The sequence below is a fragment of the Pseudoxanthomonas sp. 97-1-1 genome (genome assembly GCF_057773125.1).
Genome location: NZ_JBYMTJ010000003.1, coordinates 1 through 25,875 on the forward strand (window position 1 = coordinate 1; position 25,875 = coordinate 25,875).

Sequence of the window (25,875 nt, forward strand, 5' to 3'; positions counted from 1 at the left end):
CGCCGGAATCGACGCAGGCACGCAGAGCCTGAAGGTGGTGGTGTACGACGCTGCCACACGTGCGGTGGTGGCCGGTGCCAGCGCGCCGCTGGAGCTGATCAGCGGCGAGGACGGCAGCCGCGAGCAGCACCCGGCCGACTGGGTGGCCGCGATGCAGGCGTGCTTCACGCGCATCGATCCGGCACTGCGTGCGCGCATCGTGGCGCTGTCGGTGTCGGGCCAGCAGCACGGCTTCGTGCCGGTGGATGCGCAGGGTGAGGTACTCGCACCGGCCAAACTGTGGTGCGACACCAGCACCACGGCCGAGTGCACGCAGATCATGGACGCGGTGGGCGGTTCGACAGCGACGATTGCGCTGGCGGGCAACCCGATCCTGGCCGGTTACACCGCCTCCAAGTTGCCGTGGACAAAGACCCACCGCCCCGAGGCTTATGCACAGCTGACGAGCATCCTGCTGCCGCACGACTACCTCAACTTCGTGCTGACCCGCCAGCGCTTCTGCGAGTACGGCGATGCCTCCGGCACCGGCTGGCTCGACGTGCGCACGCGGACATGGTCGGCGGAGCTCCTGCGTGCCACCGATCCGGATCGCGACCTGGCCGCCTGCCTGCCGCCGATCGCTGCACCCGATGCCCTGTTCGACATCGATCCCACCGCAGCCGCGCGACTGGGCCTTCCGGCGACGGCGAAGGTCGCCGTCGGCGGCGGCGACAACATGATGGCGGCCATCGGCACCGGCTGCGTGGAAGAGGGCCGGCTGGCGATGAGCCTGGGCACCTCGGGCACGCTGTTCGCCTACTCCGATACCCCGGTAGTCGATCCGGCCGGCGCCTGGGCCGCGTTCTGTTCCTCCACCGGCGGCTGGCTGCCGCTGATCTGCACGATGAACTGCACCGTGGCCACCGAACAGGTGGCCAAGGCGTTCGGCTTCAGCACGCGCGAGGGCGATGCCCACCTGCACGCCACGCCGCCCGGCGCAGACGGCCTGGTGATGCTGCCCTTCCTCAACGGCGAGCGCACGCCCGACCTGCCGCTGGGCAAGGGCGTGCTGGCCGGGCTGGATACGACCAACATGACCCCGGCGCATGTCTACCGCGCCGCGATGGAAGGGGCGACCTACAGCCTGAAGTACGGCTTCGATGCCTTCGTGCGCGCCGGCATGCAGTTCGATCGCATCGTGCTGACCGGCGGGGGCAGCAACAGCGCCGCGTGGCGGCAGCTGGTGGCCGATGTGTTCGGCCTGCCGGTGGATGTGCCGGTGCAGGCCGAGGGCGCGGCCTTCGGTGCGGCGCTGCAGGCGCTGTGGGCATGGGGCCGTTCGCGTGGCGAGACATCGTCCATCGCCGACATCGCACGCGCCCACGTCGCCACCGAGCCGGCCTTGTCCGCCACGCCCGATCCCACCCGTACGCAGGCCTATGCCGCGGCCTACCGCCGCTTCCTCCAGCACCTCGATGCCCTCACGCCGCTGCAGCGCGGCTGACACCCCCACGTACATCACGCACAACCACAGGATCACGCACCATGAGCACGCAGCCCTTCATCGGCGCCCAGGAATACTTCCCCGGCATCGGCCGCATCCCGTTCGAGGGCCGCGGCTCGGACAACCCGCTGGCGTTCAAGGTCTACGACGCCAACAAGACCATCGGTGGCAAGACCATGCGCGAGCACCTGCGCTTCGCCGTCTGCTACTGGCACACCTTCTGCAATGCCGGCCATGACCCCTTCGGCCCGGGCACGCGCCACTTCCCGTGGGAAGCGGGTTCGCCGATGGCCACGGCCGAGGCCAAGGTCGATGCCGCGTTCGAGTTCTTCACCAAGCTCGGCGTGCCGTACTGGTGCTTCCACGACATCGACCTGGCCCCGGATGCCGAGGACATCGGCCAGTACCAGAAGAACCTCAAGCATATGACCGGCCTGGCCAAGGCCCGCCAGGACGCCACCGGTATCAAGCTGCTGTGGGGCACGGCCAACCTGTTCTCGCATCCGCGCTACATGAACGGCGCATCGACCAATCCGGACTTTGCCGTGGTCGCCCGCGCGGCGGTGCAGGTGAAGGCGGCGCTGGAGGCCACGGTGGAACTGGGGGGCGAGCACTACGTGTTCTGGGGCGGCCGCGAAGGCTACGCCTCGCTGGTCAACACCGACATGAAGCGCGAGGTCGAGCACTTCGCCCGCTTCCTGACCATGGCCCGCGACTACGGCCGCAGCATCGGCCTGAAGGGCAACTTCCTGATCGAGCCCAAGCCGATGGAGCCGATGAAGCACCAGTACGACTTCGACAGCGCCACGGTGGCCGGCTTCCTGAAGGAGCACGGGCTGGAGAAGGACTTCAAGCTCAACATCGAAGCTAACCACGCCACGCTGTCGGGCCACACGTTCGAGCACGACCTGCAGGTGGCCAGCGACCACGGCCTGCTGGGCAGCATCGATGCCAACCGCGGCAATGCGCAGAACGGCTGGGACACCGACCAGTTCCCCACCGATCTGTACGACACCGTCGGCGCCATGCTGGTGGTGCTGCGCCAGGGCGGGCTGGAGGGCGGGCTGAACTTCGATGCCAAGGTGCGCCGCGAGTCGACCGATCTGGAAGACCTGTTCATCGCCCACATCGGTGGCATGGACGCGTTCGCGCGTGGCCTTGAAGTCGCCCACGCGCTGCTGACCGACTCGCCGTGGGAGCAGTGGCGCAAGGAACGCTACGCCAGCTTCGACAGCGGCAAGGGCAAGGATTTCGAGAAGAACGGCACGCTGGGCCTGGCCGATCTGGCCGCGCTGGCGACCGGGCAGGGCGAACCGAAGCAGATCAGCGGCAAGCAGGAGCGTTACGAGAACCTGCTCAACCAGTACCTGCTGCGCTGAGCGCGGCAGGTCGCATCGACAACAGCGGATCGAGGAAGGGGAAGGTAATGAGTCAGACAATGACCGGGGGCGAAAACACCCGGCTGATCGTGTTGATCAGCGTGGTGGCGACGATCGGCGGATTCCTGTTCGGCTTCGACAGCGGGGTCATCAACGGCACCGTCGATGGCCTGCAGCAGGCGTTCGGTTCCACCAAGGCGGGTCTCGGTTTCGAGGTCGCCTCGATGCTGCTGGGCTGCGCGGTCGGTGCCTTCAGCGCCGGCCGGCTGGCCGACAGCCTGGGCCGGCGCAACGTCCTGATCATCTCGGCGGTGCTGTTCCTGCTGTCGGCCATCGGTGCCGGCGCGGCGACCTCGTCGGTGGTGTTCGTCATCGCGCGGGTGATCGGCGGTTTCGCGGTCGGCGCGGCGAGCGTGATCTCGCCGGCCTACATCGCCGAAGTCGCGCCGGCGCGCTACCGGGGGCGCCTTGCGACGGTGCAGCAGATCGCCATCATCAGCGGCCTGACTGCGGCGTTCCTGTCCAACTACCTGCTGGCCGCGAAAGCCGGTGCCTCCACCGAGGCGCTGTGGGGCGGGCACGCGGCGTGGCGCTGGATGTTCTGGATGCAGGCGGTGCCGTCGCTGCTGTTCCTGGGGCTGCTGCTCACCATTCCCGAGAGTCCGCGCTATCTGGTGGTGAAGCGGCGCAAGGACGAAGCGCTGCGCGTGCTGACGCGGCTGTTCGGGGGTGCCGAAGCGCAGACCAAGCTCGCCGAGATCGATGCCTCGCTGTCGGAGGACCACCATCGTCCGCGGCTCTCCGACCTGAAGAACAAGACCACCGGCAGGATCCGTCCCATCGTCTGGGTGGGCATCGGCCTGGCCACGTTCCAGCAGCTGGTCGGCATCAATGTGGTGTTCTACTACGGCGCGGTGCTGTGGCAGGCGGTCGGCTTCTCCGAGAACGATGCACTCGCGATCAACGTGCTGTCCGGCGCGCTCAGCATCGGCGCCTGCATCGTCACCGTGCTGCTGATCGACCGCATCGGCCGCAAGCCGCTGCTGTGGATCGGCTCGGCCGGCATGGCGGTGTCGCTGGCCCTGGTGGTGGTGGCGTTCGCCAGCGGTTCGCTGGTCGACGGCCACCTGCAGCTGCCCGAGGGCATGGGCACGCTGGCGCTGGTGGCGGCCAATGCGTATGTGGTGTTCTTCAACATCTCGTGGGGCCCGGTGATGTGGGTGATGCTGGGCGAGATGTTCCCCAACCAGATCCGCGGCTCGGCGCTGGCGGTGGCCGGGGCGGCGCAATGGACGTCGAACTTCGCCATCACCGTGACCTTCCCGATCCTGCTGGCGGCCATCGGCCTGGCGGCGACCTACAGCATCTACCTGGTTTCGGCGATCATCTCGGTCTTCTTCGTGCTGAAGTATGTTCACGAGACCAAGGGCAAGGAACTGGAGCAGATGGAAGGATGAAGACCATGACGAAGCGGAATTCCCTGCGCGCCCGTGGCGGCGTGCTGATCGCGGCCGTGGCGCTGGCGCTCGGCGCCTGCAAGGGCGACGGCAAGACCGAGGCCCCGGCGACGGTGGCCGCGTCCAACCCATGGCCGCAGGTCGCCTGGCCGCTGGCCGAGGACGCCGCGCTGGAGAAGCGCATCACCGACCTGATGGCCACGATGACGGTGGAGGAGAAGGTCGGCCAGCTGGTGCAGGGCGACATCGCCAGCATCACCCCGGACGACGTGCGCAAGTACCGGCTCGGTTCGATCCTGGCCGGCGGCAATTCCGATCCGGGTGGCCGCTATGACGCCGCGCCGGCCGAGTGGTTGGCGCTGGCCGATGCCTTCTACGAAGCATCGATGGACACCTCGCAGGGTGGCAAGGCGATCCCGGTGATCTTCGGCATCGATGCCGTGCACGGGCAGAGCAACATCGTCGGCGCTACGCTGTTCCCGCACAACATCGGCCTGGGCGCGGCGCGCAATCCGGAGCTGCTGCGCCGGATCGGCGAGATCACCGCGCTGGAAACGCGCGCCACCGGCATGGAGTGGACGTTCGCGCCGACCGTGGCGGTGCCGCAGGACGACCGCTGGGGCCGCACGTACGAAGGCTATTCGGAATCACCCGACGTGGTGGCCAGCTATGCTGGCGCGATGGTGGAAGGCCTGCAGGGCAAGGTCGGCACGCCCGGCTTCCTCGACGGCCGCCACGTAATCGCCTCGGTAAAGCATTTCCTCGGCGATGGCGGCACCACCAACGGCAAGGACCAGGGCGACACGAAGATCAGCGAAGCCGAGCTGGTACGCATCCACGCCGCCGGTTATCCGCCGGCGATCGCGGCCGGCGCGCAGACAGCGATGGCCTCGTTCAACAGTGTCAACGGCGAGAAGATGCACGGCCACAAGCCGTACCTGACCGATGCGCTGAAGGGTCGCATGCAGTTCGGTGGCTTCGTGGTCGGCGACTGGAACGGCCATGGCCAGGTGAAGGGCTGCACCAATACCGATTGTCCGGCGACGATCAACGCCGGCCTCGACATGGCGATGGCCTCCGATAGCTGGAAGGGGTTCTACGAGACCACGCTGGCGGCGGTGAAGGCCGGCACGATCAGCCAGGAACGGCTGGACGACGCCGTGCGGCGGATCCTGCGGGTGAAGATCCGCCTGGGCCTGTTCGAAGCGGGCAAGCCGTCGGCGCGCACGGTGGGTGGACAGTTCGCGCTGCTGGGTTCGCCGGAGCATCGCGCGGTGGCGCGCCAGGCGGTGCGCGAATCGCTGGTGCTGCTGAAGAACCAGGGTGGCGTGCTGCCGCTGGCGCCGAAGCAGCGCATCCTGGTGGCCGGCGACGGCGCCCACGATGTCGGCAAGCAGGCCGGTGGCTGGACGCTCAACTGGCAGGGCACCGGCACCACGCGCAAGGACTTCCCGAACGCCGATTCGATCTACGAAGGCATCGCGCAACAGGCGAAGGCCGCCGGTGGCGAGGCGCTGCTGTCGGTCGATGGCAAATACACGCAGAAGCCCGACGTGGCGGTGGTGGTGTTCGGCGAGAACCCGTACGCGGAATTCCAGGGCGACCTGCAGACGCTGCTCTACAAGCCGGGTGATGACGCCGACCTCGAATTGATCAAGCGCCTGAAGGCGGAAGGCATCCCGGTGGTGGCGGTGTTCCTGAGCGGGCGTCCGCTGTGGATGAACCGCGAGATCAATGCGGCCGATGCGTTCGTGGCGGCATGGCTGCCAGGTTCGGAAGGCGCGGGCATCGCCGACGTACTGCTGCGCAAGGCCGATGGCAGCGTGCAGCACGACTTCAAGGGCAAGTTGAGCTTCAGCTGGCCGCGCACCGCCACGCAGTACGCCAACAACGTGGGTCAGGAAAACTACGACCCGCTGTTCGCGTTCGGCTATGGCCTGACCTACGCCGACAAGGGCGACCTGGCGGCATTGCCGGAGGAATCCGGCGTGAGCGGCGACGAGGGCGCGAGCGGCGTGTTCTTCGCGCGCGGCGATGCCGGTTCCGGCATGGCGTTGCGGCTCGAGACCGCCGACGGCCAGGGCGTGACCGTCACCAAGGTGCCGGAAGCACTGGCGGGCGATCTGCTGCGCGTCACTGGCGTGGACCACCTGGCGCAGGAAGACGGACGCCGCCTCGCGTGGTCGGGCAAGGGCGAAGCGGCGGCCGCGTTGCAGTCGCACACCGCGTTGGACCTGCAGCGTGAAAGCAATGGCGATGTGATGCTGCTGACCACCTTGCGTGTCGATACCGCGCCGAGCGGCGACGCCTGGCTGTCGGTCGGCTGCGGCACCGGATGCACCGCGCGCGTGGCATTGGCGCCGACGTTGGCGAAGCTGCCGGTGGGCCAGTGGACGCGGGTCGGCGTGCCGCTGAAGTGCCTGGCCAAGGCGGGTGCCGATGTCGCCAAGCTGGATCGTCCGTGGTCCGTCGGTACTGCAGGGACGATGACGATCTCGGTCTCGCGCGTCGCACTCGGGTCGCTGGACCAGGCGGAGCAGGCGGTCGACTGCCCGCGTTGAGGGTGAGCGCATTCCCGGGCGCGCAGGCGTCCGGGAATGCATCACGGCATCGCTTGTCGTTTTGGGATAGGGGAACGGGATGACACTGTCGGGACTGGATATCGGCATCGTGCTGGCCTACCTGGCCGGCATCTTCGTGCTGGCGCAATGGGTGTCGCGCGAGAAAGCGGGACACACCAAGGATGCGAAGGACTACTTCCTCGCCAGCAAGTCGTTGCCGTGGTGGGCCATCGGTGCGTCGCTGATCGCGGCCAACATCTCGGCCGAACAGATCATCGGCATGTCCGGTTCCGGCTATGCCATCGGCCTGGCCATCGCCTCGTACGAGTGGATGGCCGCGGCCACACTGCTGATCGTCGGCAAGTGGTTCCTGCCGGTATTCCTGCGCAACGGCATCTACACGATGCCGCAGTTCCTGGAACAGCGTTACGGCGCGCGCATCCGCACCCTGATGGCCGTGTTCTGGCTGGGCCTGTACGTGTTCGTCAACGTCACCTCGATCCTGTGGCTGGGCGCCATCGCGGTGAGCCAGGTCACGGGCATGGACCAGATGCTGGCGGTGGTGCTGATCGGCGTGTTCGCGTTGCTGTACCAGCTGTACGGCGGCCTGAAGGCCGTCGCGCTGACCGACATCGTGCAGGTGTCGCTGCTGGTGCTGGGAGGGCTGCTGGTCGCCGGCCTGACGCTCAACGAACTCGGCGACGGCGCGGGTGTCGTTGCGGGTTTCCACCGGTTGTGGGAAGCGCAGCCGGGCCACTTCGAGATGATCCTCGACAAGGACAACCCGTTCTACAAGGACCTGCCGGGCATCAGCGTGCTGATCGGCGGCATGTGGATCATGAACATCAGCTACTGGGGCTTCAACCAGTACATCATCCAGCGCGCCCTCGCGGCGAAGGACATCGGCGAGGCGCAGAAGGGCGTGCTGTTCGCCGCGTTCCTGAAGCTGCTGATGCCGGTGATCGTGGTGCTGCCGGGCATCGCCGCAGTGATGCTGGCGCCGGGACTGGACAAGCCCGATCAGGCGTATCCGACGATGATGCGCCTGCTGCCCACCGGCATCCTCGGCCTGGTGTTCGCCGCGCTGGTGGCCGCGATCGTCGCGTCGCTGGCGTCGAAGATCAATTCGGTGGCGACCATCTTCACGCTCGACTTCTACGCCAAGGGCAAGCGCCAGCACGGTGAAACGAAGCTGGTGCGCGTCGGGCGCATCGCGGCGGTGGTCACGGTGGTGCTCGGCATCCTGGCGGCCAAGCCGCTGCTGGGCAGCTTCGACCAGGCATTCCAGTACATCCAGGAATACACCGGCTTCTTCACCCCGGGCATCGTGGTGATCTTCGTGCTGGGCCTGTTCTGGAAGCGCGCCAACGAAGCCGGCGCGCTGGCGGCGGCGATCGGTTCGTTCGTGTTGTCCATCGTGCTGAAGCTGGCGTGGCCGGCGCTGCCCTTCATCGACCGCGTCGGCCTGGTGTTCCTGCTGGCGCTGGCACTGGCGGTGGTCGTCTCGCTGGCCACGCCGCACGCGCCGGAGAAGGACATCATCCAGACCCGCGACGTGGACTACCGCACCAGCGGCGCCTTCAACATCGGCGCCGTTGCCGTGCTCGCCATTCTCGTGGCGCTGTATACGCTGTTCTGGTGATGTCCGTTGCGCGACGTTCAGAGCGGGTTTAGCCCCGCGGTGACGCGGTGCGGATTCTCACGAATTCGTGCCGGGAATCTAATGAGCGCTTAACTTCGAGCTAATTGACCCTTAATCGAGCGATTCCAGCATGCACGCCATGCACTGGATCCGCTCCCACATCGTACTTGCCCCGCTGCCGGGACGCTTCGCCAGCGTCCAGCTGATTGATCGCCACGATCCTGACCGGGACGAAGTCGAGTCGTTCATCAGCGACGTCTATCGCGAACGCTACGGCGCAGCACTGCGGAGCTTCTTCCCCCATCTGCTCGCCTATCGCGACAGCGATGGCCGGCTTGCCGCTGCCGTCGGCGTGCGTGCCGGAGGGGAGGGGCCGCTGTTCGTCGAGCACTACCTGGATGCGCCGGTCGAACAGGTGATGGCGCACCAGCAGATCGCGCAGATCGACCGCCGCCTGATCGTCGAAGCCGGCAACTTCGCCGCCACCACGCCCGGCATCGCGCGCGAACTCATCCTGCAGCTTGCGCTGACGCTGCAGTCGGCGGGCATGACATGGGTCCTGCTGGTCGCCACCCGACAGTTGCGCAATGCGTTCGAGCGCCTGCATCTGCCGATGATCGAACTGGCTGAAGCGCGTGCCGAACGGCTCGGCGATGCCGGTGGAGACTGGGGTTCCTACTACGCGTCGCGACCACGCCTGATATGCGGCAACCTCGCAGAGGGCGTGGCCTATCTGCGGGGCAGGCACATGCCCCGGACGTGCAGCGGCACCCCCGACCTTTGTCTGGCGGGATCACCATGAGGACACCGATGGATGTCGTCCTGCGCGCGTCCGAAGCCAGCGGGCGTCCCCGCCTGATCACGGCGCACGGCACCCTGGATGACCAGACGCTTACAGCACGGATCGGGCACCTCGTCGAGTGGATGACGAAGATGGACATCCGGCGCGTCGCCAGTCGCCTGGACAACGGGCCGAGCTGGTTCGTGCTGGACATGGCAATCCGCGAAACCGGCGGCGTGCATGTGCCGCTGCCGATGTTCTTCTCCGACGCGCAGGTGCTGCACGCGCTGGCCAACAGCGGTGCGCAATGCGTTGTCACTTCCCGCGAGGACGCCATGCCGCCCGGCGTCGAGGCGCTGACCGGGTTCCTCGATGGCGAGCGCCTGGCATGCTGGCGTGCGCAGGTGGACGAAGCGGCGGCACCGGCGCTGCCGCTTCGCACCGGCTGCATCACCTATACGTCCGGCACGACGGGTCGCCCGCGAGGCGTGTGCCTGGATGCGCACACGCTGTTCGGCGTGGCGGGGGCGCTGGTCGATGCCGCCGCCGCGATCGCACCCCGCCGTCATCTGTGCCTGATGCCGCTCGCAACGCTGCTGGAGAACGTGGCCGGGCTGTACGCTGCCCTCCTGGCGGATGCGGAGATCGCACTGCCGTCGCTGTCCGAGATCGGCTACACCGGCGCGACCGGCCTCGACGTGCCCACGCTGCTGCGTTGCCTGCACCGCTACCAGCCCGAAAGCGTGATCCTGGTGCCCCAGTTGCTGCTGGCACTGGTGATGGCGGCGGAGCAGGGCGCTCCCTTGCCCGCCTCGTTGCGCTACATCGCGGTGGGCGGTGGGCGCGTGGGGCCCGGCCTGCTCGCTCGCGCGCGCGCGCTCGGCCTCCCCGTGTTCGAAGGTTATGGCCTGACAGAGTGCGGTTCCGTGGTGTGCCTCAATCGCCCGGGCGCCACGCGTGATGGCAGCGTCGGCCAGGCCTTGCCGCATACCGGTGTCTCGATCGTGGATGGCGAGATCTGCGTCGAGGGCGCACGCGCACTGGGTTACCTCGGGGGCGACCCGCTGAAAGAGGGGCCGTTGCGCACGGGCGACCTGGGCTATCGCGACGACGAAGGTTTTGTCCACATCACCGGACGCCGCAAGAATGTCTTCATCACCGCCTTCGGGCGGAATGTGTCGCCGGAGTGGGTGGAGAGCGAACTGCTGGCGCATCCGGCCATCGCGCAGGCGGTGGTCTGGGGCGAGGGCCAGGCGGACAACGTCGCGGTGCTGGTGCCGCGCCGTCCCGACGTGGGCGACGCACAGATCATGCGTGCGCTGGACGAGGTCAACGCCGGGCTACCCGACTATGCGCGCGTCGCGCGTTTCGTGCGCGCTGCACCCTTCACCGCGGACGCGGGCCTGATGACCGCGAACGGCCGTCCGCGCCGCGCCGCCATCCTCGACCGCTACCAGGCCGACGTCGACGCCTGCTATCGCCTTCCCCCGAACGTTTCCCCCTCCGGAGTCACCGCATGAGTTTCCATGACGAGCTGGTCGCGCAGACCATGCGCGAACGCGACAGCCTGCTTTCCATTCCCCTCATTCAGTCCGCGCTGGCGGGCAGGATAGCGCGCCAGGATTACGTGGCCTTCCTTGTCCAGGCCTATCACCATGTCCGCCACACGGTGCCCTTGCTGATGGCCTGCGGTGCGCGCCTGCCCGCACGCCTGGAATGGCTGCGCACGGCGGTCGGCGAGTACATCGCTGAAGAGATGGGGCACCACGAGTGGGTGCTGGACGATATCGCGGCATGTGGCGAGGACCGTGCGGCGGCGGCGATGTCGTCGCCGTCACTGGCCACGGAGCTGATGGTCAGTTACGCCTACGACACCATCCAGCGCGGCAACCCGGTCGGCTTCTTCGGCATGGTGCTGGTGCTGGAGGGCACCAGCGTGGCGCTCGCCACGCGCGCCGCCAACACGCTGCAGACCTCGCTCGACCTGCCGCGCAATGCATTCGGCTACCTGTTGTCGCATGGCGACCTGGACATCGAACATGTCGGCTTCTTCAAGCGCCTGATGGATCGCCTGGACGACCTGGGCGACCAGGCGGCAGTCATCCATGCCGCACGACGCTTCTACGTGCTCTATGGCGACATCTTCCGCACCCTGCGTGCCGATGGCACGCGCCTGGCCGAGGCGGCGTGATGGAACTCGCAGGGAGAACCGTGATCCTGACCGGTGCCAGCGGCGGTATCGGCCAGCCGTTGTGCGCGGCGCTGGTCGCCGCCGGTGCGCGCGTGCTTGCAGTGGGGCGCGACGAGGCCAAGCTGCGCCGGGTCGCGCGGGACATGCCTGTCGGCAGCACGTCGTGGGTCGTCGCCGATGTGGCGACGGAGGAGGGGCGCGCCCATCTGCTGCGCGCGGCGCAGGCCGCGAGCCCGCTGCCCTCGGTGCTGGTGCTGGCTCACGCGCAGGCGGCATTCGGTCTGTTCGAAGAGCAGGATCCTGTCGACATGGACCGGTTGGTGCAGACCAACCTGGTGGCGCCGATGCTGCTCGCGCATGCGTTGCTGCCACTCCTGAGGACGCACGCATCGGCCACCGTGGTCGTTGTCGGCTCCACCTTCGGCAGTCTGGCATTCCCCGGCTTCGCGGCCTACAGCGCCAGCAAGTTCGGCCTGCGCGGACTGACCGAAGCGCTGGCAAGGGAATACGCAGATACCGGCCTGCGCTTCCAGTACCTGTCGCCGCGCGCCACCCGCACGCCGTTCAACACGCCGGCCGTCGATGCGCTGAATGCCGAACTCAAGGTCAGCAGCGACGTGCCCGCCGAAGTCGCACGCCAGCTGGTCGCGGCCATCGTGCAGGGCCGGTCGAGGATGCAGATCGGTTGGCCGGAAAAATTCTTCGCGCGCATCAATGGGCTGGTGCCCGGACTGGTCGATCGCAATCTGCGCGACAGCCTGCCCATCGTTCGCCGGCATGCGCGACGACCACGATCATCCACCGAGGAGAACATCCACCATGAACCACGCTTACGGTAAGTCCATGCTCTTCCTGATCCTCATGTCCACCACGCTGTTGGTCGGGATTGCCCTGGCGGGTGAGCCCGGTGCCACCACGACCGGCCAGGTGCGTGACCGCTGGGCGCAGATCAACTACCAGGTACCGAAGGCACAGCGCGAATCGGCCTTCGAGGAGCTCGCGCGCCAGGCCGCGAAGATCCGGGAGACGCACCCGCGCGATGCGTCCGCCCTGATCTGGGAGGGCATCGTGCTGTCGAGCCTGGCGGGCGAGAAGGGCGGGATGGGGGCGCTGGGGCTGGTCAAGCGTGCGCGTGCCGATTTCGAGGCGGCCATCCGGATCGCGCCTGATGCGCTCGATGGTGCGGCCTACACCAGCCTGGGCGCGCTGTACTACCAGGTACCGGGCTGGCCGCTTGGCTTCGGCGACGACGACAAGGCGCGCGCCATGCTCCGCAAGGGGTTGGCCATCGATCCGGATGGCATCGACGCCAACTATTTCTATGCGGATTTCCTGCTCGATCAGAAGGACTGGACAGGCGCGCGCGCGGCCTTCCAGAAAGCGCTGGCGGCACCGGCCCGGCCGGGTCGGGAGGTGGCCGATGCGGGTCGCCGACGCGAGGCGGAGAGCAAGCTGAAGGACGTCGCCGAGCACCTTGCCAACTGAGGGGGGGCACACCAGACTGACCGCATGCACATCCTGCTGGTGGAAGACGATCCATTGCTGGGCGAAGGCATCTGCATCGCTTTGCGGCGCGGTGCCTTCGCGGTCGATTGGGTGCAGGATGGTGCAAGCGGACTCATGGCGATGCGCGATGGCGAGTTCGACCTCGTAGTGCTGGACCTGGGGTTGCCGCGGATGGATGGCATCGAGGTGATCCGGCAGGTACGCGCCGTCGGGAACCCGGTGCCCATCCTCGTGCTGAGCGCCCGCGAACGGCCATCCGATCGCACGCTGGGGCTGGATGTCGGGGCGGACGACTACCTGGGAAAGCCATTCGATACCGCCGAACTGCTGGCCAGGGTACGTGCGCTGATCAGGCGCAGTTCCGGAAGGGCGACCCCTTCGCTGGAAGCGGGCCCTCTGCGCCTGGATCCGGCCACGCTCACCGCGACATGGAAAGGACGAAGCCTGGATCTCACCCGGCGTGAATTCGCATTGCTGCGTGTCCTGATGGAGCAACGTGGCCGCCCGATGGCGCGCGACACGATCCAGCGGCATCTCTACGGCTGGAACGAGGATGTCGCCAGCAACGCAGTGGACGTGCATGTCCACCAGCTCCGTCGCAAGCTGGAACCGGCGGCCATCCGCACGGTGCGTGGCATCGGCTATGCCCTTGGCGACGTTGCCGGAGACACCGCATGAGATCGATGCGTGCGACGCTGCTGCTGATGTTGCTCGGCACGCTCGGCGTCGTGATGTCGGCGGCCGGCTGGCTCAGCTACCGTGCGGGCCTGCAGGAAGCTGGCGAAATGTTCGACGCCAGGCTCGTGCAATCCACCCGTGTACTGGTGAGTCTGGTCGACGAGCCCTTGAGCGAGCTCAATGCCTATCCGGGTGAACCGATCGTCCTGCGCGGCTGGCACGGCGAAGCACAGGGCGTCGGCGAAGCGCTCGCTTTCGATGACGGCCACGCGTACGAGAACAAGCTTGCGTTCCAGGTATGGGATACGAAGCAGCGCTTGCTGCTGCGTTCGGACAGCGCTCCGACGACACCCCTGGCGGTGGCGGAACCCGGGTTCTCCGATGTCGTGATCGAAGGCGCACGCTGGCGCACGTTCACGCTGCGCTCGTCGAATGGCCGTTGGTTCCAGTCTGCCGAGCTTGCCGACATCCGACAGGAGCTGGCCACCGATATCGCGGGAGGGACATTGCTTCCCTTGCTGCTCGCGCTTCCGCTGATGGCGCTGGTGATCTGGTGGAGCGTTGCCCTGGCCACACGCTCGCTGCGTGGCCTGTCGATGGAGATCGGCCAACGCCATCCGGAGCGGCTGCTGCCGCTGGATCCTGCCGATGTGCCGCGCGAGGCGCAGGGCCTGGTAAGCGCCATCAACGGATTGCTGCAGCGGCTGGATGTCGCGCTCGCACGCGAGCGGAACTTCGTTGCGGATGCCGCCCACGAACTGCGGACGCCGATCAGCGCATTGAAGGTGCATGCGGACAATGCGCGCCATGCCATCGACGAACAGGATCGGGCGCAGTCCCAGGAACTGCTCGGCATCAGCATCGAACGCGTGGAACGGCTGGCATCCCAGCTTCTTTCGCTCAGCCGCGCCGAGAGCCTGGGCGGCGCGCGCGCGCATTCAAGGCTCGATCTCGATGCGCTGGTGAGGACGGAGATGGAGGAACTCCGGCCGTTGGCGGAGCGAAAGAACCAGGAGATCCAGCTGACGCTGGAAGGCGCGCAGCTGTGGGGAGACGAGTTCGCGCTGGGCCTGTTGGTCCGCAACCTGATCGAGAATGCACTGCGCTATACGCCGGTAGGGGGCGTGATCGAAGTGGGGACTTCCAGCACGGGCACGCATGCGGTGCTGACGGTGGAAGACAGTGGCCCGGGCATCCCCGAGGATGAAAGGGAACGGGTTTTCGACCGCTTCTACCGGCGCCTGGGCGGGGGGAGCGACGGCAGCGGGCTGGGGCTCGCCATCGCCTCAGAGGCTGTCACGGCCCACGGTGGGCGCATCCATCTGGGTGGTTCGGCGCGCCTGGGTGGCCTGGTCGCACGCGTGGAACTCCCGCTCGACACATGAGCGGACGGATCGGCACGGGGGCTGGTCTCCGGGATGAGGCTGACGGCAGGTAGTCCTGCCTCACCCGCTGCAGCCACCGCAGCACACCGAAGGCAGGCGTTCGATGGTGTCGGGCGTGACGTGGTGGCCCGCCTGCGCGAGGGCCATCAGCAGTTCCACTGCGAGCGCGCTGGTGGAACACCGCAGGCATCCCGAGCGCGCATCCAGGTCCAGCACCGCCGCAGGATCCAGATCCTGCAGGTGGCGTTCGATGACGGCCAGGTCGATGGGAGCATCGCCCAGGCGGATGACGTATTCCATGGCCTGCTCCACAAAGGGATGCGCCGCCCGCAGGCGGCGCATCGTGGATCGGGGCGGATTACTTGGTGACGACCAGCTTGCCCTTCATCAGGGTGGAGTGGCCGGGGAAGCTGCAGAAGAAGCTGTAGTCGCCACCGGCGGTGAGCTTCTTGCCGGGGAAGGTGATCTTCGTCTTCTGGCCGCCGCCCACCAGCGAGGTGTGCGCGATCACGCGTGCGTCGCCCGCCGGCACGTAGGCACCCGCCGCGCCGGCCTTCATGCCATCGCGTGCCACGCCGGCCAGGTCGGCCGTCTTGGAGACCACCACGTTGTGGCCCATCGCGGTCACGGGCAGCTTGCCGCTGTGGGTCAGCTCGATGGTGATGGTCGGGCAACTGGCGGAAACGGTGGCTTCCTTCAGGTCGAACTTCATCGCATCGTCGCCCTTCAGGCTGACGGTGCAGTTGGCGGCGGCCTGCGCCATGCCGGCGGCGCTGAACAGGGCGATGGCGACGAGGGTACGGGACAGTTTCATGGAGAGGCTCCTTGGGGATGGTGGGGATCGGGAAGGGGTGTGGGTGCCATGTCATCACGGTCCGGCGAGCAGCGCCTTGATCTGGATCAGGAACGCGGGGTCGGCGGCGGCGCCGGTCACTTCGCTGCGGGCGCGTATCCGGCCGTCGGCGTCCAGCAGCACCAGCACGCTGGTGTGGTTGATGCTGCCGTCGTCGCGGAAGCGGTAGCGCACGTCCAGCACGCTGGCGATCGCGCGCACGTCGTTGCCGGCGGGCGCCAGGAACTGCCAGCCTGCCGGCACGCGATGACGCCTGGCGACCTCTTGCAGGGCGTCCGGGGTGTCGCGGACCGGGTCCAGGCTGACCATCACCATGCCCAGCTTCGCCCGTTCGCGCGGCGTGAGCTGCTTCTGCACGCTCTTGGCGTTCTCGATGATCAGCGGGCACATCAGGTGACAGTTCGTATAGAACATCGACACCACGCGCGGCTGGCCGTGCAGCGACGGCCATGCGACGGGTCGTCCGCCGGCATCCTGCGTTGTCGCCTGCAGGTGGTAGACCGATTCGCCCGGCAGCGACTGCGCGTGCAGGCTGCCGGCAAGGGCCAGCGTGGCGGACAGGAAGAAGGACATGCATTTCATGGAGTGCTCCTTGCGCAGCGGAAACCGAGGTTGCCCAGGGTGGCCCCGGGCTGCAGTGCCGACAGCAGGACGAAGCGCTTGACCACGCCGTAGTCGCCGGGATCGTTGAAGGCCAGCGCGGTGGCGCCGCAGTAGCGCAGGCTGTCGCCATCCTGCTGGCCGCGGCGGTCGCCGTCGCCCAGCAGCGAGGCGTAGTCCTCGCTCCATTCCCAGTACGCGCCGTGCAGGCCCTGGATGCCGTAGGCATTGGCTGGCGCATCGGCGGCGGCATCCATCGCATGCGGCGTGCCGTCGTTGACCTGGCGCATCCGCCATCGCGGATCGCCGCGGGCGTCACGCCGGGTCGCATCGGCCGCCGCCGCGTATTCCCACTCCACGAAGCGGGGCAGGCGCGCCTGCTGTTCGCGGCAGTAGGCATCGGCGGCGTACCAGTTCACGTGCACGACCGGGGCATCGGCATCGACCGCCGCCCCGGGCGCATCGGCCGTGGTCCAGTGGCCTAGGTAACCGGGGCTGGCGAACACCGCCGGTATCCGGTCGCGTCGCCACTGCGGCTGGCGCGCGACGAAACCGGCGAACTCGCCGTTGCTGACCGGCCGCGCCATCAGCGAGAACGAAGCCACCCGCGTCTGGCGGGTGGCTTCCTCGTAACGCACCGAGGAACGGAAATCGCCGCCCTCGACCGGCAGGAACCCGTTCGCCGCGTCCCCGGCGACGGCAAGCGCCGACGCCAGGGCCAGCACGAGGATCGAAGCCGTCTGTGGCAGCGTCCGTTTCATCCGGTCCTCACTTCTTGTCGGCCGGCTTGGCTTCCGGATACTCGATGTCGTGCTGCTGCCCGGTGTAGATGGAGGGATTCTTCTCGCCCTCCACCTTCAGGATGCCCAGCGAGCCCTTGTGGAACGTGCGGAAGATGCTGTGGTCGACCAGCACGAAGTTGCCCGGCACGTCCGCCTTGAACTCGACCATGGCCGAACCGCCCGCCGGGATCAGCGTGGTCTGCACGTTCTCCTGGTACTTGCTGCCGCCCTCGGTCCAGACCTTGTCGAAGATCTCGCCGATCACGTGGAAGCTGGACACCAGGTTGGGGCCGCCATTGCCCACGAACATGCGGATCGTCTCGCCGGCCTTGGCCTTGAGCGCGTTGTCGCCCTGCAGCGCATCGACCGAGCCGTTGAACACCACGTAGGTCGGGTGCTCGTCGATCGCCTTCTCCAGGCTGAAGGGCTGCAGGCCGGGCTCGCCATACGCACCTTCGGTGTAGAAGTCGCCCTGCACCACGTAGAACTCCTTGTCGACCGGCGGCAGGCCTTCTTCCGGCTCCACCAGGATCAAGCCGTACATGCCGTTGGCGATGTGCATGCCGACCGGGGCCATCGCGCAGTGGTAGATGTACAGGCCGGGATTCAGCGCCTTGAAGGTGAACTGCGTTTCGTGGCCGGGGAGCGTGAACGTGGCTTCGGCGCCGCCGCCCTGGCCGGTGACGGCGTGCAGGTCGATGTTGTGCGACATGTGCGAGTCGTGGCGGTTCTTCAGCTTGAACTCCACCGTGTCGCCCTTGCGCACGCGGATGAAGCTGCCCGGCACCGTGCCGCCGAAGGTCCAGAAGTTGTAGGTGACGCCATCGGCCATGCGCATGTCCTTCTCGATCATCTCGAGGTCGACCACGACATGGGCCGGCGTCTTGCGCGTGAGCGGCGCGGGCACCATCGGCGGCGCCGTCAGCACGGCATGGATGGTCTCGCCGGCCGGGGCGATCCTGTCGCTGGCGAGCGCGGGAATGGCGAACATCGCAGCGAGCGCGCTGGCGAGGGCGCAGGGGAGTACATGGGGGTGCAGGCGTTTCATGGCGCTTTCCTTTGATGGGTCGTGGTGGGTGTGCATCCATGGTGGAAATGCACTGCGACGCCGACGTTGATCTGGATCAATCGTCGACGGCCGGAAGCGGGAATTCGCGCATCGGCTTGACCAAGGTCAAGCGCGGCGGGGGCTGCGACAACGCGTCGCATCTGCACTCCAGGGTGCGTCGTGAGAATGGGCGCATCACACGAAGGGAGATGCGCCATGACCCGTAACCTGCTTGCCGTGGCCCTGTTGGGCGCGCTCGCCAACATGCCGTTGGCGCATGCGGGCGAACCGCACGCCGCGACCCACGCCGATGCGATGCCGACGACCACGCTGGACGGCATCGTCGTGGTGGGCGTCGCGCCGGCGATGGCGACCACCTTCATCACCGATCCCAAGCTGCCGCGCCAACCGGTGCCCGCCAGCGACGGTGCCGACTACCTGAAGACGATCCCCGGCTTCTCCACGCTGCGCAGCGGCGGCACCAATGGCGATCCGGTGCTGCGCGGCATGTTCGGCTCGCGCATCAACCTGATGACCAACGATGGCGCGATGAGCGGCGCATGCCCGTCGCGCATGGACAACGCGCTGTCGTACATCGCGCCGGAAACCTACGACCGCCTGGTCGTCATCAAGGGGCCGCAGACCGTCTTGTGGGGCGGTGGCGCCTCTGCCGGCACGGTGCGCTTCGAGCGCGAGATCCCGTACTTCGCCGAGCCCGGCATGCAGGCTTCAGGCAGCGTGCTCGCGGGCAGCCACGGTCGCAACGACCAGGTGCTGGACCTCAGCGCCGGTACGCCGCGCGGTTACGCACGCGTCTCGGCCAACCGTTCCGAAGCCGATGACTACGAAGACGGCAACGGCGAGCGGGTGCCTTCCGCATGGAAGAAGTGGAATGCCGACACCGCGATCGGCTGGACACCGGACCCGGACACCGTGCTCGAGCTGAGCGCAGGTATCGGCGATGCGGAGGCCCGTTATGCCGGGCGCGGGATGGACGGCGCGCAGTTCGAGCGCGACAGCCTCGGGCTACGCTTCGAGAAGAAGCACATCGGGGGCGTGCTGGACGCCGTGGTCGCCAACGTCTACCAGAACGACGTGGACCACGTGATGGACAACTACACGCTGCGCGATCCCGACCCCACCGGCAGCATGCCGATGCCGATGGCCAGCAACGTGGCGCACCGCACGCGCGGCGGCCGCGTGGCGACGACCTGGCAGAAGGATCGCTGGGAAGTGACCGCCGGCCTGGACCTGCGCGCCAGCCGCCACAGCAAGCGCAGCGCGATGGGACGCGGCGCCTATCTCGCCATGCCGTGGTCGGTGGACGCCAAGTTCCAGAGCTTCGGCGCCTTCGCCGAATCGCACTGGCACATCACCGACAAGCACCACCTGATGAGCGGCCTGCGCATCGATCGCGCGGAGGCCCAGGATCTGCGTGCCACCACCGCCGGCATGATGCCGGTGCCGAACCCCACCGCCGGGATGACACGCAGGGAATCGCTGCCCAGCGCGTTCGTCCGCTACGAGTACGACATGGGCGGCCGCTGGGGCGCGTATGCCGGCCTCGGCCACACGCAGCGCATGCCGGACTACTGGGAACTGTTCTCGCCCACGCGCGGCCCGGTGGGTTCCGCCAATGCCTTCGCCGGCGTGCAGCCGGAGCGCACCACGCAGCTCGACATCGGTGCGCAGTACAAGGGCGCGAAGGTGGATGCGTGGGCGTCGCTGTATGCCGGGCGCGTGCAGGACTTCATCCTGTTCGACTACGCCGCCGGGATGATGGGCAGCACCACCCGCGCCCACAACGTGGACGCGAACATCCGTGGCGGCGAAGCCGGCATCGACTGGCGCCCGGTGCCGGGGTGGAAGCTCTCCGGTTCGGCGTCCTACGCGTGGGGCGAGGTACGCGACACCGGCACCGCACTGCCGCAGATGCCGCCGCTGGAAGCGCGCCTGGCCGCCAGCCGCGAACACGGGCCGTGGACATGGGGCGCACTGTGGCGCGTGGTGGCGGCACAGGACCGCGTCAGCACCACGCAGGGCAACGTGGTCGGACGCGATCTCGGGCCGAGCGCGGGCTTCGCAGTGTTCTCGCTCAACGGCGGCTACCGCTTCAGCGAATACGCGCAGCTCACCGCCGGCATCGACAACCTGTTCGACCGCGCCTACAGCGAACACCTCAACCTCGGCGGGAACAGCGCCTTCGGCTATCCGGCCGATCCGGTACGCATCAACGAACCCGGCCGCACAGCCTGGGTGAAGCTCAACCTGCGCTACTGACGCGAGGGAATCGGCAGGCACCGTTGAGCGGGCTGTTGCGGTCCCTCAATGCCGTTCGTGGTGAGCCTGTCGAACCACGCTCTTTGCGAAGGATCATCTGGTCACCATCGCCCTGCGTTTGCCTGAAAGGCGCGGTTCGACAGACTCACCACGAACGGGGTCCGTTGTTCAGAACTTCCCGCACGCGAGCCGTGCCGGAGAATCAGCCATCATCGCGCCGCCACGTCGCTGCCTGCCGCCAGCAGCGCCATTGCCCATGCAGGCTCACCGCATAGGCGAGCGCGATCACGAAGCCGGCGGTGCGGGCCACGGCGGGTGCGAGCGCGGCCATCACCAGCAGCAAGTCCGCGATGACATGCACGGCGAACGCGCGCCGCTTGTCCGCTTCCGCGAACAGGCTGCCCACGCCCGGTACGCGGAGGCCCCGCGGGACACGCTGGCGCAGTGCGATCCAGGTCAGGAAGCCGGTGATCTCCAGTGCCATGCCCACGACCAGCAGTGGCAGGCCGACGCCGAGGACCAGCATGCCGACCAGCAACAACGGTGTGCCGGGCCACAAGGCGGTGACGCTCGCGGCAAGCAGGGCTGTGCAGCCCGCTTGCCAGAAGCGGCGCAACGTGGGATAGCGGCGATGCGGTGCGCGTGCCTGCAATACGAACACGGCGATGCCGAAGACGGCGAAGGGCCATGCCGCCACACGCCACGCAGCCTCGGGCAGCAGCTTCATCTGTGCGGCGGCCACGACGCCGAGCGTTGCCAGCAGACTGACCTGCCATACGCGTGACCCTGCGGACGGCACCGCATGCGTGCCCTGCAACATCGGCAGCGTGATGCTGCCCACGGCGGCGAGCAGGCCCAAGACCCAGCCCAGCGAGCCGAACATCGCGTGCAGATCCACCAGGCCAGGTGGCGCGGGCACGCGCCAGCCGGTGCGTGCAGCGAGCAGCAGCAATCCCAGCGCCGTCGTCATCGCCAGCGCGACCAGCGCCAGCCCGATGCCATCGCGGACGACGCGCTGCCCGTTGCCACGCAGGACGGCAACCAGCGCCAGCACCGTGAACACCGCAAGCGATCCGCCGAGCAGCACGCCGGCAGGCACGGCGCACGCACGCGCCTGCGATGCCAGGGTGACCAACAGCAGGAAGACGCCGAGGTTGAACATCGCGTGCAGCCACGGCACCAGGCGAGGGCAGGGAAGCGGACTGCCCGCCGCCACCGGCAGGAACTGCACCAGGCTGCCCAGCATGGCGTTGCCGAGCAGGCCCAGTGCGAGCATGTGCACCAGTACGAGGGTGGCCGGCGTCCAGCGCGAGAGCAACGCCACCTCGCCCTGCCACGCCAGCCACAGGCCGGCGACAAGGCCCCAGGCCAGCGCGGACTGCAGGAAACGCATCGGCACCAGCGGCAGAGGCGCCTGCGCGAACGCCAGCCCGCTCATGCCGCGCGCGGCGGTTCCAGTGCGTGCCTGTCCTCTGCGTGGCAGATCGCGATGCAGGCGCTGCCCGTGGTGCCCGCGTAGACGTGGTAGGCGAAGCCTTCGTCATCGAGGATCGGCAGCAGCGGCACGGGTGGATGCGGTGTCAGTGCGACCAGCCGTTCGCCGCGCCGCAGTGTGCGCAGGCAGTCGAGGATGCGCTGCATCGGTTCGGGTGCGGCCAGGTCGCGCAGATCCAGTCGCAGCAGGGTCACGGCATGTGCCATGCGTCGTCCTCCGTTTCGTCCCGGGTGGATGCGCAATCGAGCAGTACCCCCGCCGCATCCAGCGATTCGCGCACGCAGCACGCACAGGTGCCGAAGGCGTCCGGCAGCAACGAGGTGTCCAGTGAAGTGTCCATGGCGTTCAATTCCCCAGCCAGAGCAGCCAGCCCAACGGGTCATGCGCGCGCGCAATGCCGTAGACCTGCAGGAAGCACAGCACGGCCGCGCCCACCAGCAGCGCACGCGCACCAGCCGCGCGGGTGGGACGGAAGGCCGCGATGCCCAGCCCGACATACGCGACAAGAAAGGCGATCTTCGCCACCAGCCAGCCATTGGCGAACAGGCCGGCCGGGAGGATCGTCAGCAGCATCATCGCGCCGGTCAGCAGCACCGTGTCGATGCTGTAGCTCAGGTAGCGCACCGCCGCCGCGCGTGGCCAGTGCATGCCGGCCAGCAGGGCGAGCGCACGCAGCGCGAACAGCGTGCCGCTGGTCATCGCGGCGCCCATGTGGACCAGCTTGATGTCGGGATAGAACGTCATCATGGCGCTCATCCTGGCCGCCCGTCCGCGCGCGGACGCAGGTAGATGCCGCCGATCCGTCCCACCCACGGCGCCAGCGCCAGCAGCCAGCCCACTGCGGCGGCGGCCTGCCACGCCATCGCGTCCGGTGCGAGGTCGGCGATGATGCGCATCACCGCGACCGCCTGGATCGCGACGAAGGCGAACCACGCCACGTTCGGCATCACCAGCGGCCGCCCCGAGTGGCCTTGCGTCACCCGCGTCACCATCGCCACCAGCAGGCTGCCGAAGAACCCGATGAACATCGCATGCATCGGTGCGCGCCCGAGTACGAACTCATCGGTGGCGAGGAAGGTCACGCTCTGCACCACGTAAAGCAGGAACGTCACCGGCAACCACGCGGTGCCGATGAACAGCACGGCCAACAGGCCCGGCATCCTGCCGCGCGGCCACCATCGATGCACCGCCCATGCGGTGAGCACGAGCAGCGGCACGTCGGCCAGCCACAGCCACGCATAGGCATGCACCAGCTCCAGGGCGAGATGCAGCATCAGCAGCGCCCACACCACGCCCAGCCACGGCAGCGAGCGCCACGGCACGTAGCCCGGCACCACGTTGCCGGCGAAGAACGGGAACATGCGGTGCGCCACCGTCACGTACACCGGCAGCAGCAGGCCGAAGCCGCCCAGCTTGATGCTGGCGAAGGCCCACGTCGGCGATGCACCCAAGGCGAAGGCGATGAACATCACCAGTCCCAGCCAGCCCAGCAGCAGCCCGGCGAAGCACGAGCGCGCATGCCAGGTCTTCGCGCTGTCGTCGGCAAGCAACCGGCCGAGTGTCAGCAGCGCGGCGGTCCAGCCGGCCAGCGCCATCCACAGGCCCACGGTCAGCCCCGCCTGCCAGCCTGCGACGCCGAGCAGGATCGCCAACTGCCCGCCCATCAGGCCCAGCCCCACCGGCACGTAGTGCCAGCGCTTCAGGTCGGCCATGCCCATCCAGCGCGGGAACACGGTCAGCAGGAAACCGAAGATGAAACTGGGCAGCACCAGGTACTGCATCAGGAACGCGTGCAGCCAGCCGGCGTAGATCGCGGTCTCGGGCATCGTCCACAGGCCCCAGCGCGTGGCCACCAGCCACAGCGTCCACCACAGCATCGCCAGCAGCACGTTGCCAGCGCCGACGAAGAACATCAGCCGGTGCGGCGCGTGCGCGAGCCACGCGGGCGACAGGCCGGGCATCGGTGGCGTGGCACGCGGGCGGGGTGGAGGCACGATGTCGATCTTCATGCAGGCAGCTTGCCCGCGCCCGCATGCGCTCGCCTTGACATGGGTCAGGCGGGCCGCGATTCAGTGGCTGCCGCTGTCTTGATTCGGGTCAAGGCCCGGCGAACGGCAAGCGCCTACAGTCCCGTCACCCGCGCAAGCGCGCACCCACGACGACAGGAAGCCCGATGTCCGACCACGCCCACCCATCCTCCGCGCAACGTCAGCAGGCCATGACCGAGGCGCTTCGCGCCTGGGACCCGGAAGCCGAAGTGACGATGGAATCCGGCACCGGCCGCCTGGTCGTGATGACCACGCTGCCCACCGAACGCGTGATCGCCATCCTCAAGGAGGCCGGCGAACATGCGGAAGCCAGCGAGAACGAATCGCGCGGCCACAAGGCGGGGCAATGCTGTGGTGGGTGTTCGCATTGAACTACGCGCGCTCGTGAAGCCGCCTTGCTTACCGGCGGCGTGTGGGGCCGCTTGCGGCCCCCCGACGGACGATCAGTTTCCCGCGTTTCCTGCTGGGCAGTTCAGGTAGGACGTGAGGGTCTGCTCCCAAGCCGTCGCTCCGTCGAAGGCTTCATCGAGTCCGCTGCCATTGTCCCGCAAGAAGGCGCCCATGCCGTGCTGGATCATGTAGCGGGGCACGTAGTCAGGCGGACCGATCCGGCGGATTTCGGCGCACAAGGCGGCAAGACGTGCCGGATCTTCCTTCATCTTCATCGTGGCTTGCTGGAATCCGTCCTTCTTTTCTTTGGGGAGGGGGCCAAGCGCCTGCATCTTCAGTACGGTGATCGCTTGGTGCGCGCTTCTGTCGGTCACGCGAAGCATGTCGAAGCGCCCGTAAGTGCCTGCAAGCGCGTACAGCAGCGTGGCGTTCTCCAGGTTGCCGGCAGCGACGCAAGCGGCCACTCCTTGGTAGAGATCTGCCGGCGTATACGTGCTTCTGGCGGCGGCGGAGTCGATGCAACCGAGTGAATTTTTCGACTCAAGGTTGCCTTCGGTCTGGTGATCGACGATCACGGCAGTATCGTTCCGGGTGCAACCCGCTACCCACCATGTCGCTGAGATCGCGAGCAGAAAAAACGCCGTCCTTGCGAATGCCATGGGATCTCCGGAGATTTCGTGGATAACGGAATGTGGATGGGGTGGAGCAAGTAGCCTGGGTAAGGCCAAAGGCCGCACCCGGGGAAACGTAACGCATCAGTGTGGAGCGCCCCGGGTGCGCTGCGCTTACCCGGGCTACGCTGGCTCTTACGCGAGCCCGCTCGATCAGGGCTCGCAGCCACGCAGCCAGAGGCCGAACAGCCCCGCCTCGGGAAAGACAAACATGCTGAGAAACGCCACCAGGAAGGCGGCAAAAACGAGCGAAACAATCGCGTAGGCGATCGCGTTCGTACGCGCCCACCAGCCCGTGTGCACGCGCGTGCGGAAGGATACCGATGTGCCGGGTGCGGGATACTGTCCGGACCGCCATATCCTGAAGGCACTCCGATCGGACAGACAGGCGAAGCTCGCCAGCACTGCCGTGGCCATCATGACGACGACCCACATCCAGGGGAGCTGCTCGCAGAAAGGCAGTTCGGCCGCATGTCGATCATAGAGGTGCGCCGTCAGGAACAGTGCCCCGCCGCCGAGCGGCGGAAGAGAGATTTTGGCGAGCGCGATCAGGCGTTGGCGTGGCGTCGGGGTGATGTAATTAGTCATGCGGACACGGGAGTTTGTCGTTGTGGGTGGGCAGTGCCGTGGTTTCCTTGCAGTCCA

Annotated in this window: 26 protein-coding genes; 14 read left to right on the plus strand and 12 right to left on the minus strand. The window is 67.7% G+C overall.

What is annotated here, in order from left to right:
• The 12 genes from xylB to AC3DET_RS11940 all read left to right on the plus strand — a co-directional run.
• Window positions 1-1,483: xylulokinase (xylB, locus tag AC3DET_RS11885; protein WP_488391708.1), on the plus strand; the 1,483-nt coding region annotated here is incomplete at its 5' end.
• A gap of 41 nt (window positions 1,484-1,524) precedes the next feature.
• Window positions 1,525-2,862: a xylose isomerase gene (gene xylA, locus AC3DET_RS11890; RefSeq protein ID WP_488391742.1), complete on the plus strand. Its 1,338-nt coding sequence runs from the start codon at window positions 1,525-1,527 to the stop codon at window positions 2,860-2,862.
• A 47-nt stretch (window positions 2,863-2,909) separates the two neighbouring features.
• Window positions 2,910-4,319, plus strand: a complete 1,410-nt coding sequence (locus AC3DET_RS11895) for a sugar porter family MFS transporter (protein ID WP_337731882.1) — start codon at window positions 2,910-2,912, stop codon at window positions 4,317-4,319.
• Window positions 4,320-4,324: 5 nt separating this feature from the next.
• Window positions 4,325-6,880, plus strand: a complete 2,556-nt coding sequence (locus tag AC3DET_RS11900; protein ID WP_488391743.1) for a glycoside hydrolase family 3 protein — start codon at window positions 4,325-4,327, stop codon at window positions 6,878-6,880.
• A 79-nt stretch (window positions 6,881-6,959) separates the two neighbouring features.
• The gene (locus AC3DET_RS11905; protein ID WP_488391744.1) at window positions 6,960-8,522 is read left to right on the plus strand and encodes a sodium/sugar symporter; all 1,563 of its coding nucleotides are present in this window, start codon (window positions 6,960-6,962) and stop codon (window positions 8,520-8,522) included.
• 139 nt (window positions 8,523-8,661) lie between these two features.
• Window positions 8,662-9,324 (plus strand): thermostable hemolysin, encoded by a 663-nt coding sequence (locus AC3DET_RS11910; protein ID WP_298120552.1) that lies wholly within the window; start codon window positions 8,662-8,664, stop codon window positions 9,322-9,324.
• 8 nt (window positions 9,325-9,332) lie between these two features.
• On the plus strand, window positions 9,333-10,823 hold the full coding sequence (locus AC3DET_RS11915) for an AMP-binding protein (protein WP_488391745.1): 1,491 nt from the start codon (window positions 9,333-9,335) through the stop codon (window positions 10,821-10,823).
• Window positions 10,820-11,494, plus strand: coding sequence for an iron-containing redox enzyme family protein (locus tag AC3DET_RS11920; protein WP_446539589.1), 675 nt, complete (start codon window positions 10,820-10,822; stop codon window positions 11,492-11,494). Before AC3DET_RS11915 ends, AC3DET_RS11920 begins: the two co-directional genes overlap by 4 nt.
• Window positions 11,494-12,333, plus strand: a complete 840-nt coding sequence (locus AC3DET_RS11925) for an SDR family oxidoreductase (protein ID WP_446539588.1) — start codon at window positions 11,494-11,496, stop codon at window positions 12,331-12,333. The genes AC3DET_RS11920 and AC3DET_RS11925 overlap by 1 nt, the downstream gene beginning before the upstream one ends.
• Window positions 12,314-12,979, plus strand: a complete 666-nt coding sequence (locus tag AC3DET_RS11930; RefSeq protein WP_488391746.1) for a tetratricopeptide repeat protein — start codon at window positions 12,314-12,316, stop codon at window positions 12,977-12,979. The genes AC3DET_RS11925 and AC3DET_RS11930 overlap by 20 nt, the downstream gene beginning before the upstream one ends.
• 24 nt (window positions 12,980-13,003) lie before the next feature.
• The gene (locus AC3DET_RS11935; RefSeq protein ID WP_488391747.1) at window positions 13,004-13,678 is read left to right on the plus strand and encodes a response regulator transcription factor; all 675 of its coding nucleotides are present in this window, start codon (window positions 13,004-13,006) and stop codon (window positions 13,676-13,678) included.
• 17 nt (window positions 13,679-13,695) lie between these two features.
• Window positions 13,696-15,063, plus strand: a complete 1,368-nt coding sequence (locus tag AC3DET_RS11940; protein ID WP_446539597.1) for a sensor histidine kinase — start codon at window positions 13,696-13,698, stop codon at window positions 15,061-15,063.
• A gap of 60 nt (window positions 15,064-15,123) precedes the next feature.
• On the opposite strand, the gene AC3DET_RS11945 is transcribed toward AC3DET_RS11940, so the two are convergent.
• The 5 genes from AC3DET_RS11945 to nirK are packed head-to-tail and all read right to left on the minus strand — an operon-like array spanning window position 15,124 to window position 18,346.
• Window positions 15,124-15,363 (minus strand): hypothetical protein, encoded by a 240-nt coding sequence (locus AC3DET_RS11945; RefSeq protein WP_488391748.1) that lies wholly within the window; start codon window positions 15,361-15,363, stop codon window positions 15,124-15,126.
• A 58-nt stretch (window positions 15,364-15,421) separates the two neighbouring features.
• On the minus strand, window positions 15,422-15,877 hold the full coding sequence (gene azu, locus AC3DET_RS11950) for an azurin (protein WP_488391749.1): 456 nt from the start codon (window positions 15,875-15,877) through the stop codon (window positions 15,422-15,424).
• Between the two features lie 54 nt (window positions 15,878-15,931).
• A complete protein-coding gene (locus AC3DET_RS11955) occupies window positions 15,932-16,498 on the minus strand; it encodes an SCO family protein (RefSeq protein WP_488391750.1) in 567 nt (188 codons plus the stop codon).
• The gene (locus tag AC3DET_RS11960; protein WP_488391751.1) at window positions 16,495-17,277 is read right to left on the minus strand and encodes an SUMF1/EgtB/PvdO family nonheme iron enzyme; all 783 of its coding nucleotides are present in this window, start codon (window positions 17,275-17,277) and stop codon (window positions 16,495-16,497) included. The genes AC3DET_RS11955 and AC3DET_RS11960 overlap by 4 nt, the downstream gene beginning before the upstream one ends.
• 7 nt (window positions 17,278-17,284) lie before the next feature.
• Complete coding sequence (gene nirK / locus AC3DET_RS11965; protein ID WP_192202344.1) at window positions 17,285-18,346, minus strand: copper-containing nitrite reductase; 1,062 nt, start codon at window positions 18,344-18,346, stop codon at window positions 17,285-17,287.
• A 216-nt stretch (window positions 18,347-18,562) separates the two neighbouring features.
• Between nirK and AC3DET_RS11970 the strand changes: the two genes are divergently transcribed.
• A complete protein-coding gene (locus tag AC3DET_RS11970) occupies window positions 18,563-20,626 on the plus strand; it encodes a TonB-dependent copper receptor (protein WP_488391752.1) in 2,064 nt (687 codons plus the stop codon).
• Between the two features lie 202 nt (window positions 20,627-20,828).
• On the opposite strand, the gene AC3DET_RS11975 is transcribed toward AC3DET_RS11970, so the two are convergent.
• Genes AC3DET_RS11975 through AC3DET_RS11995 form a run of 5 tightly spaced genes read right to left on the minus strand, consistent with a single transcriptional unit; the run spans window position 20,829 to window position 24,130 of the window.
• Complete coding sequence (locus AC3DET_RS11975) at window positions 20,829-22,064, minus strand: hypothetical protein (RefSeq protein ID WP_488391753.1); 1,236 nt, start codon at window positions 22,062-22,064, stop codon at window positions 20,829-20,831.
• A complete protein-coding gene (locus tag AC3DET_RS11980; RefSeq protein WP_241045656.1) occupies window positions 22,061-22,327 on the minus strand; it encodes a DUF2249 domain-containing protein in 267 nt (88 codons plus the stop codon). The genes AC3DET_RS11975 and AC3DET_RS11980 overlap by 4 nt, the downstream gene beginning before the upstream one ends.
• Window positions 22,312-22,461, minus strand: a complete 150-nt coding sequence (locus AC3DET_RS11985) for a hypothetical protein (protein ID WP_488391754.1) — start codon at window positions 22,459-22,461, stop codon at window positions 22,312-22,314. The genes AC3DET_RS11980 and AC3DET_RS11985 overlap by 16 nt, the downstream gene beginning before the upstream one ends.
• 5 nt (window positions 22,462-22,466) lie before the next feature.
• Window positions 22,467-22,868, minus strand: a complete 402-nt coding sequence (locus tag AC3DET_RS11990) for a SirB2 family protein (protein WP_192202339.1) — start codon at window positions 22,866-22,868, stop codon at window positions 22,467-22,469.
• Between the two features lie 5 nt (window positions 22,869-22,873).
• Entirely contained in the window at window positions 22,874-24,130 is a 1,257-nt protein-coding gene (locus tag AC3DET_RS11995; protein WP_488391755.1) for an NnrS family protein, read from the minus strand.
• 164 nt (window positions 24,131-24,294) lie between these two features.
• Between AC3DET_RS11995 and AC3DET_RS12000 the strand changes: the two genes are divergently transcribed.
• Window positions 24,295-24,540, plus strand: a complete 246-nt coding sequence (locus AC3DET_RS12000) for a hypothetical protein (protein WP_446539578.1) — start codon at window positions 24,295-24,297, stop codon at window positions 24,538-24,540.
• 72 nt (window positions 24,541-24,612) lie between these two features.
• Here the strand turns inward: AC3DET_RS12000 and AC3DET_RS12005 are convergent, their stop codons facing one another.
• Window positions 24,613-25,134: a hypothetical protein gene (locus AC3DET_RS12005; RefSeq protein ID WP_488391756.1), complete on the minus strand. Its 522-nt coding sequence runs from the start codon at window positions 25,132-25,134 to the stop codon at window positions 24,613-24,615.
• Between the two features lie 249 nt (window positions 25,135-25,383).
• A complete protein-coding gene (locus AC3DET_RS12010) occupies window positions 25,384-25,818 on the minus strand; it encodes a hypothetical protein (protein WP_488391757.1) in 435 nt (144 codons plus the stop codon).
• Between the last annotated feature and the right edge of the window lie 57 nt (window positions 25,819-25,875).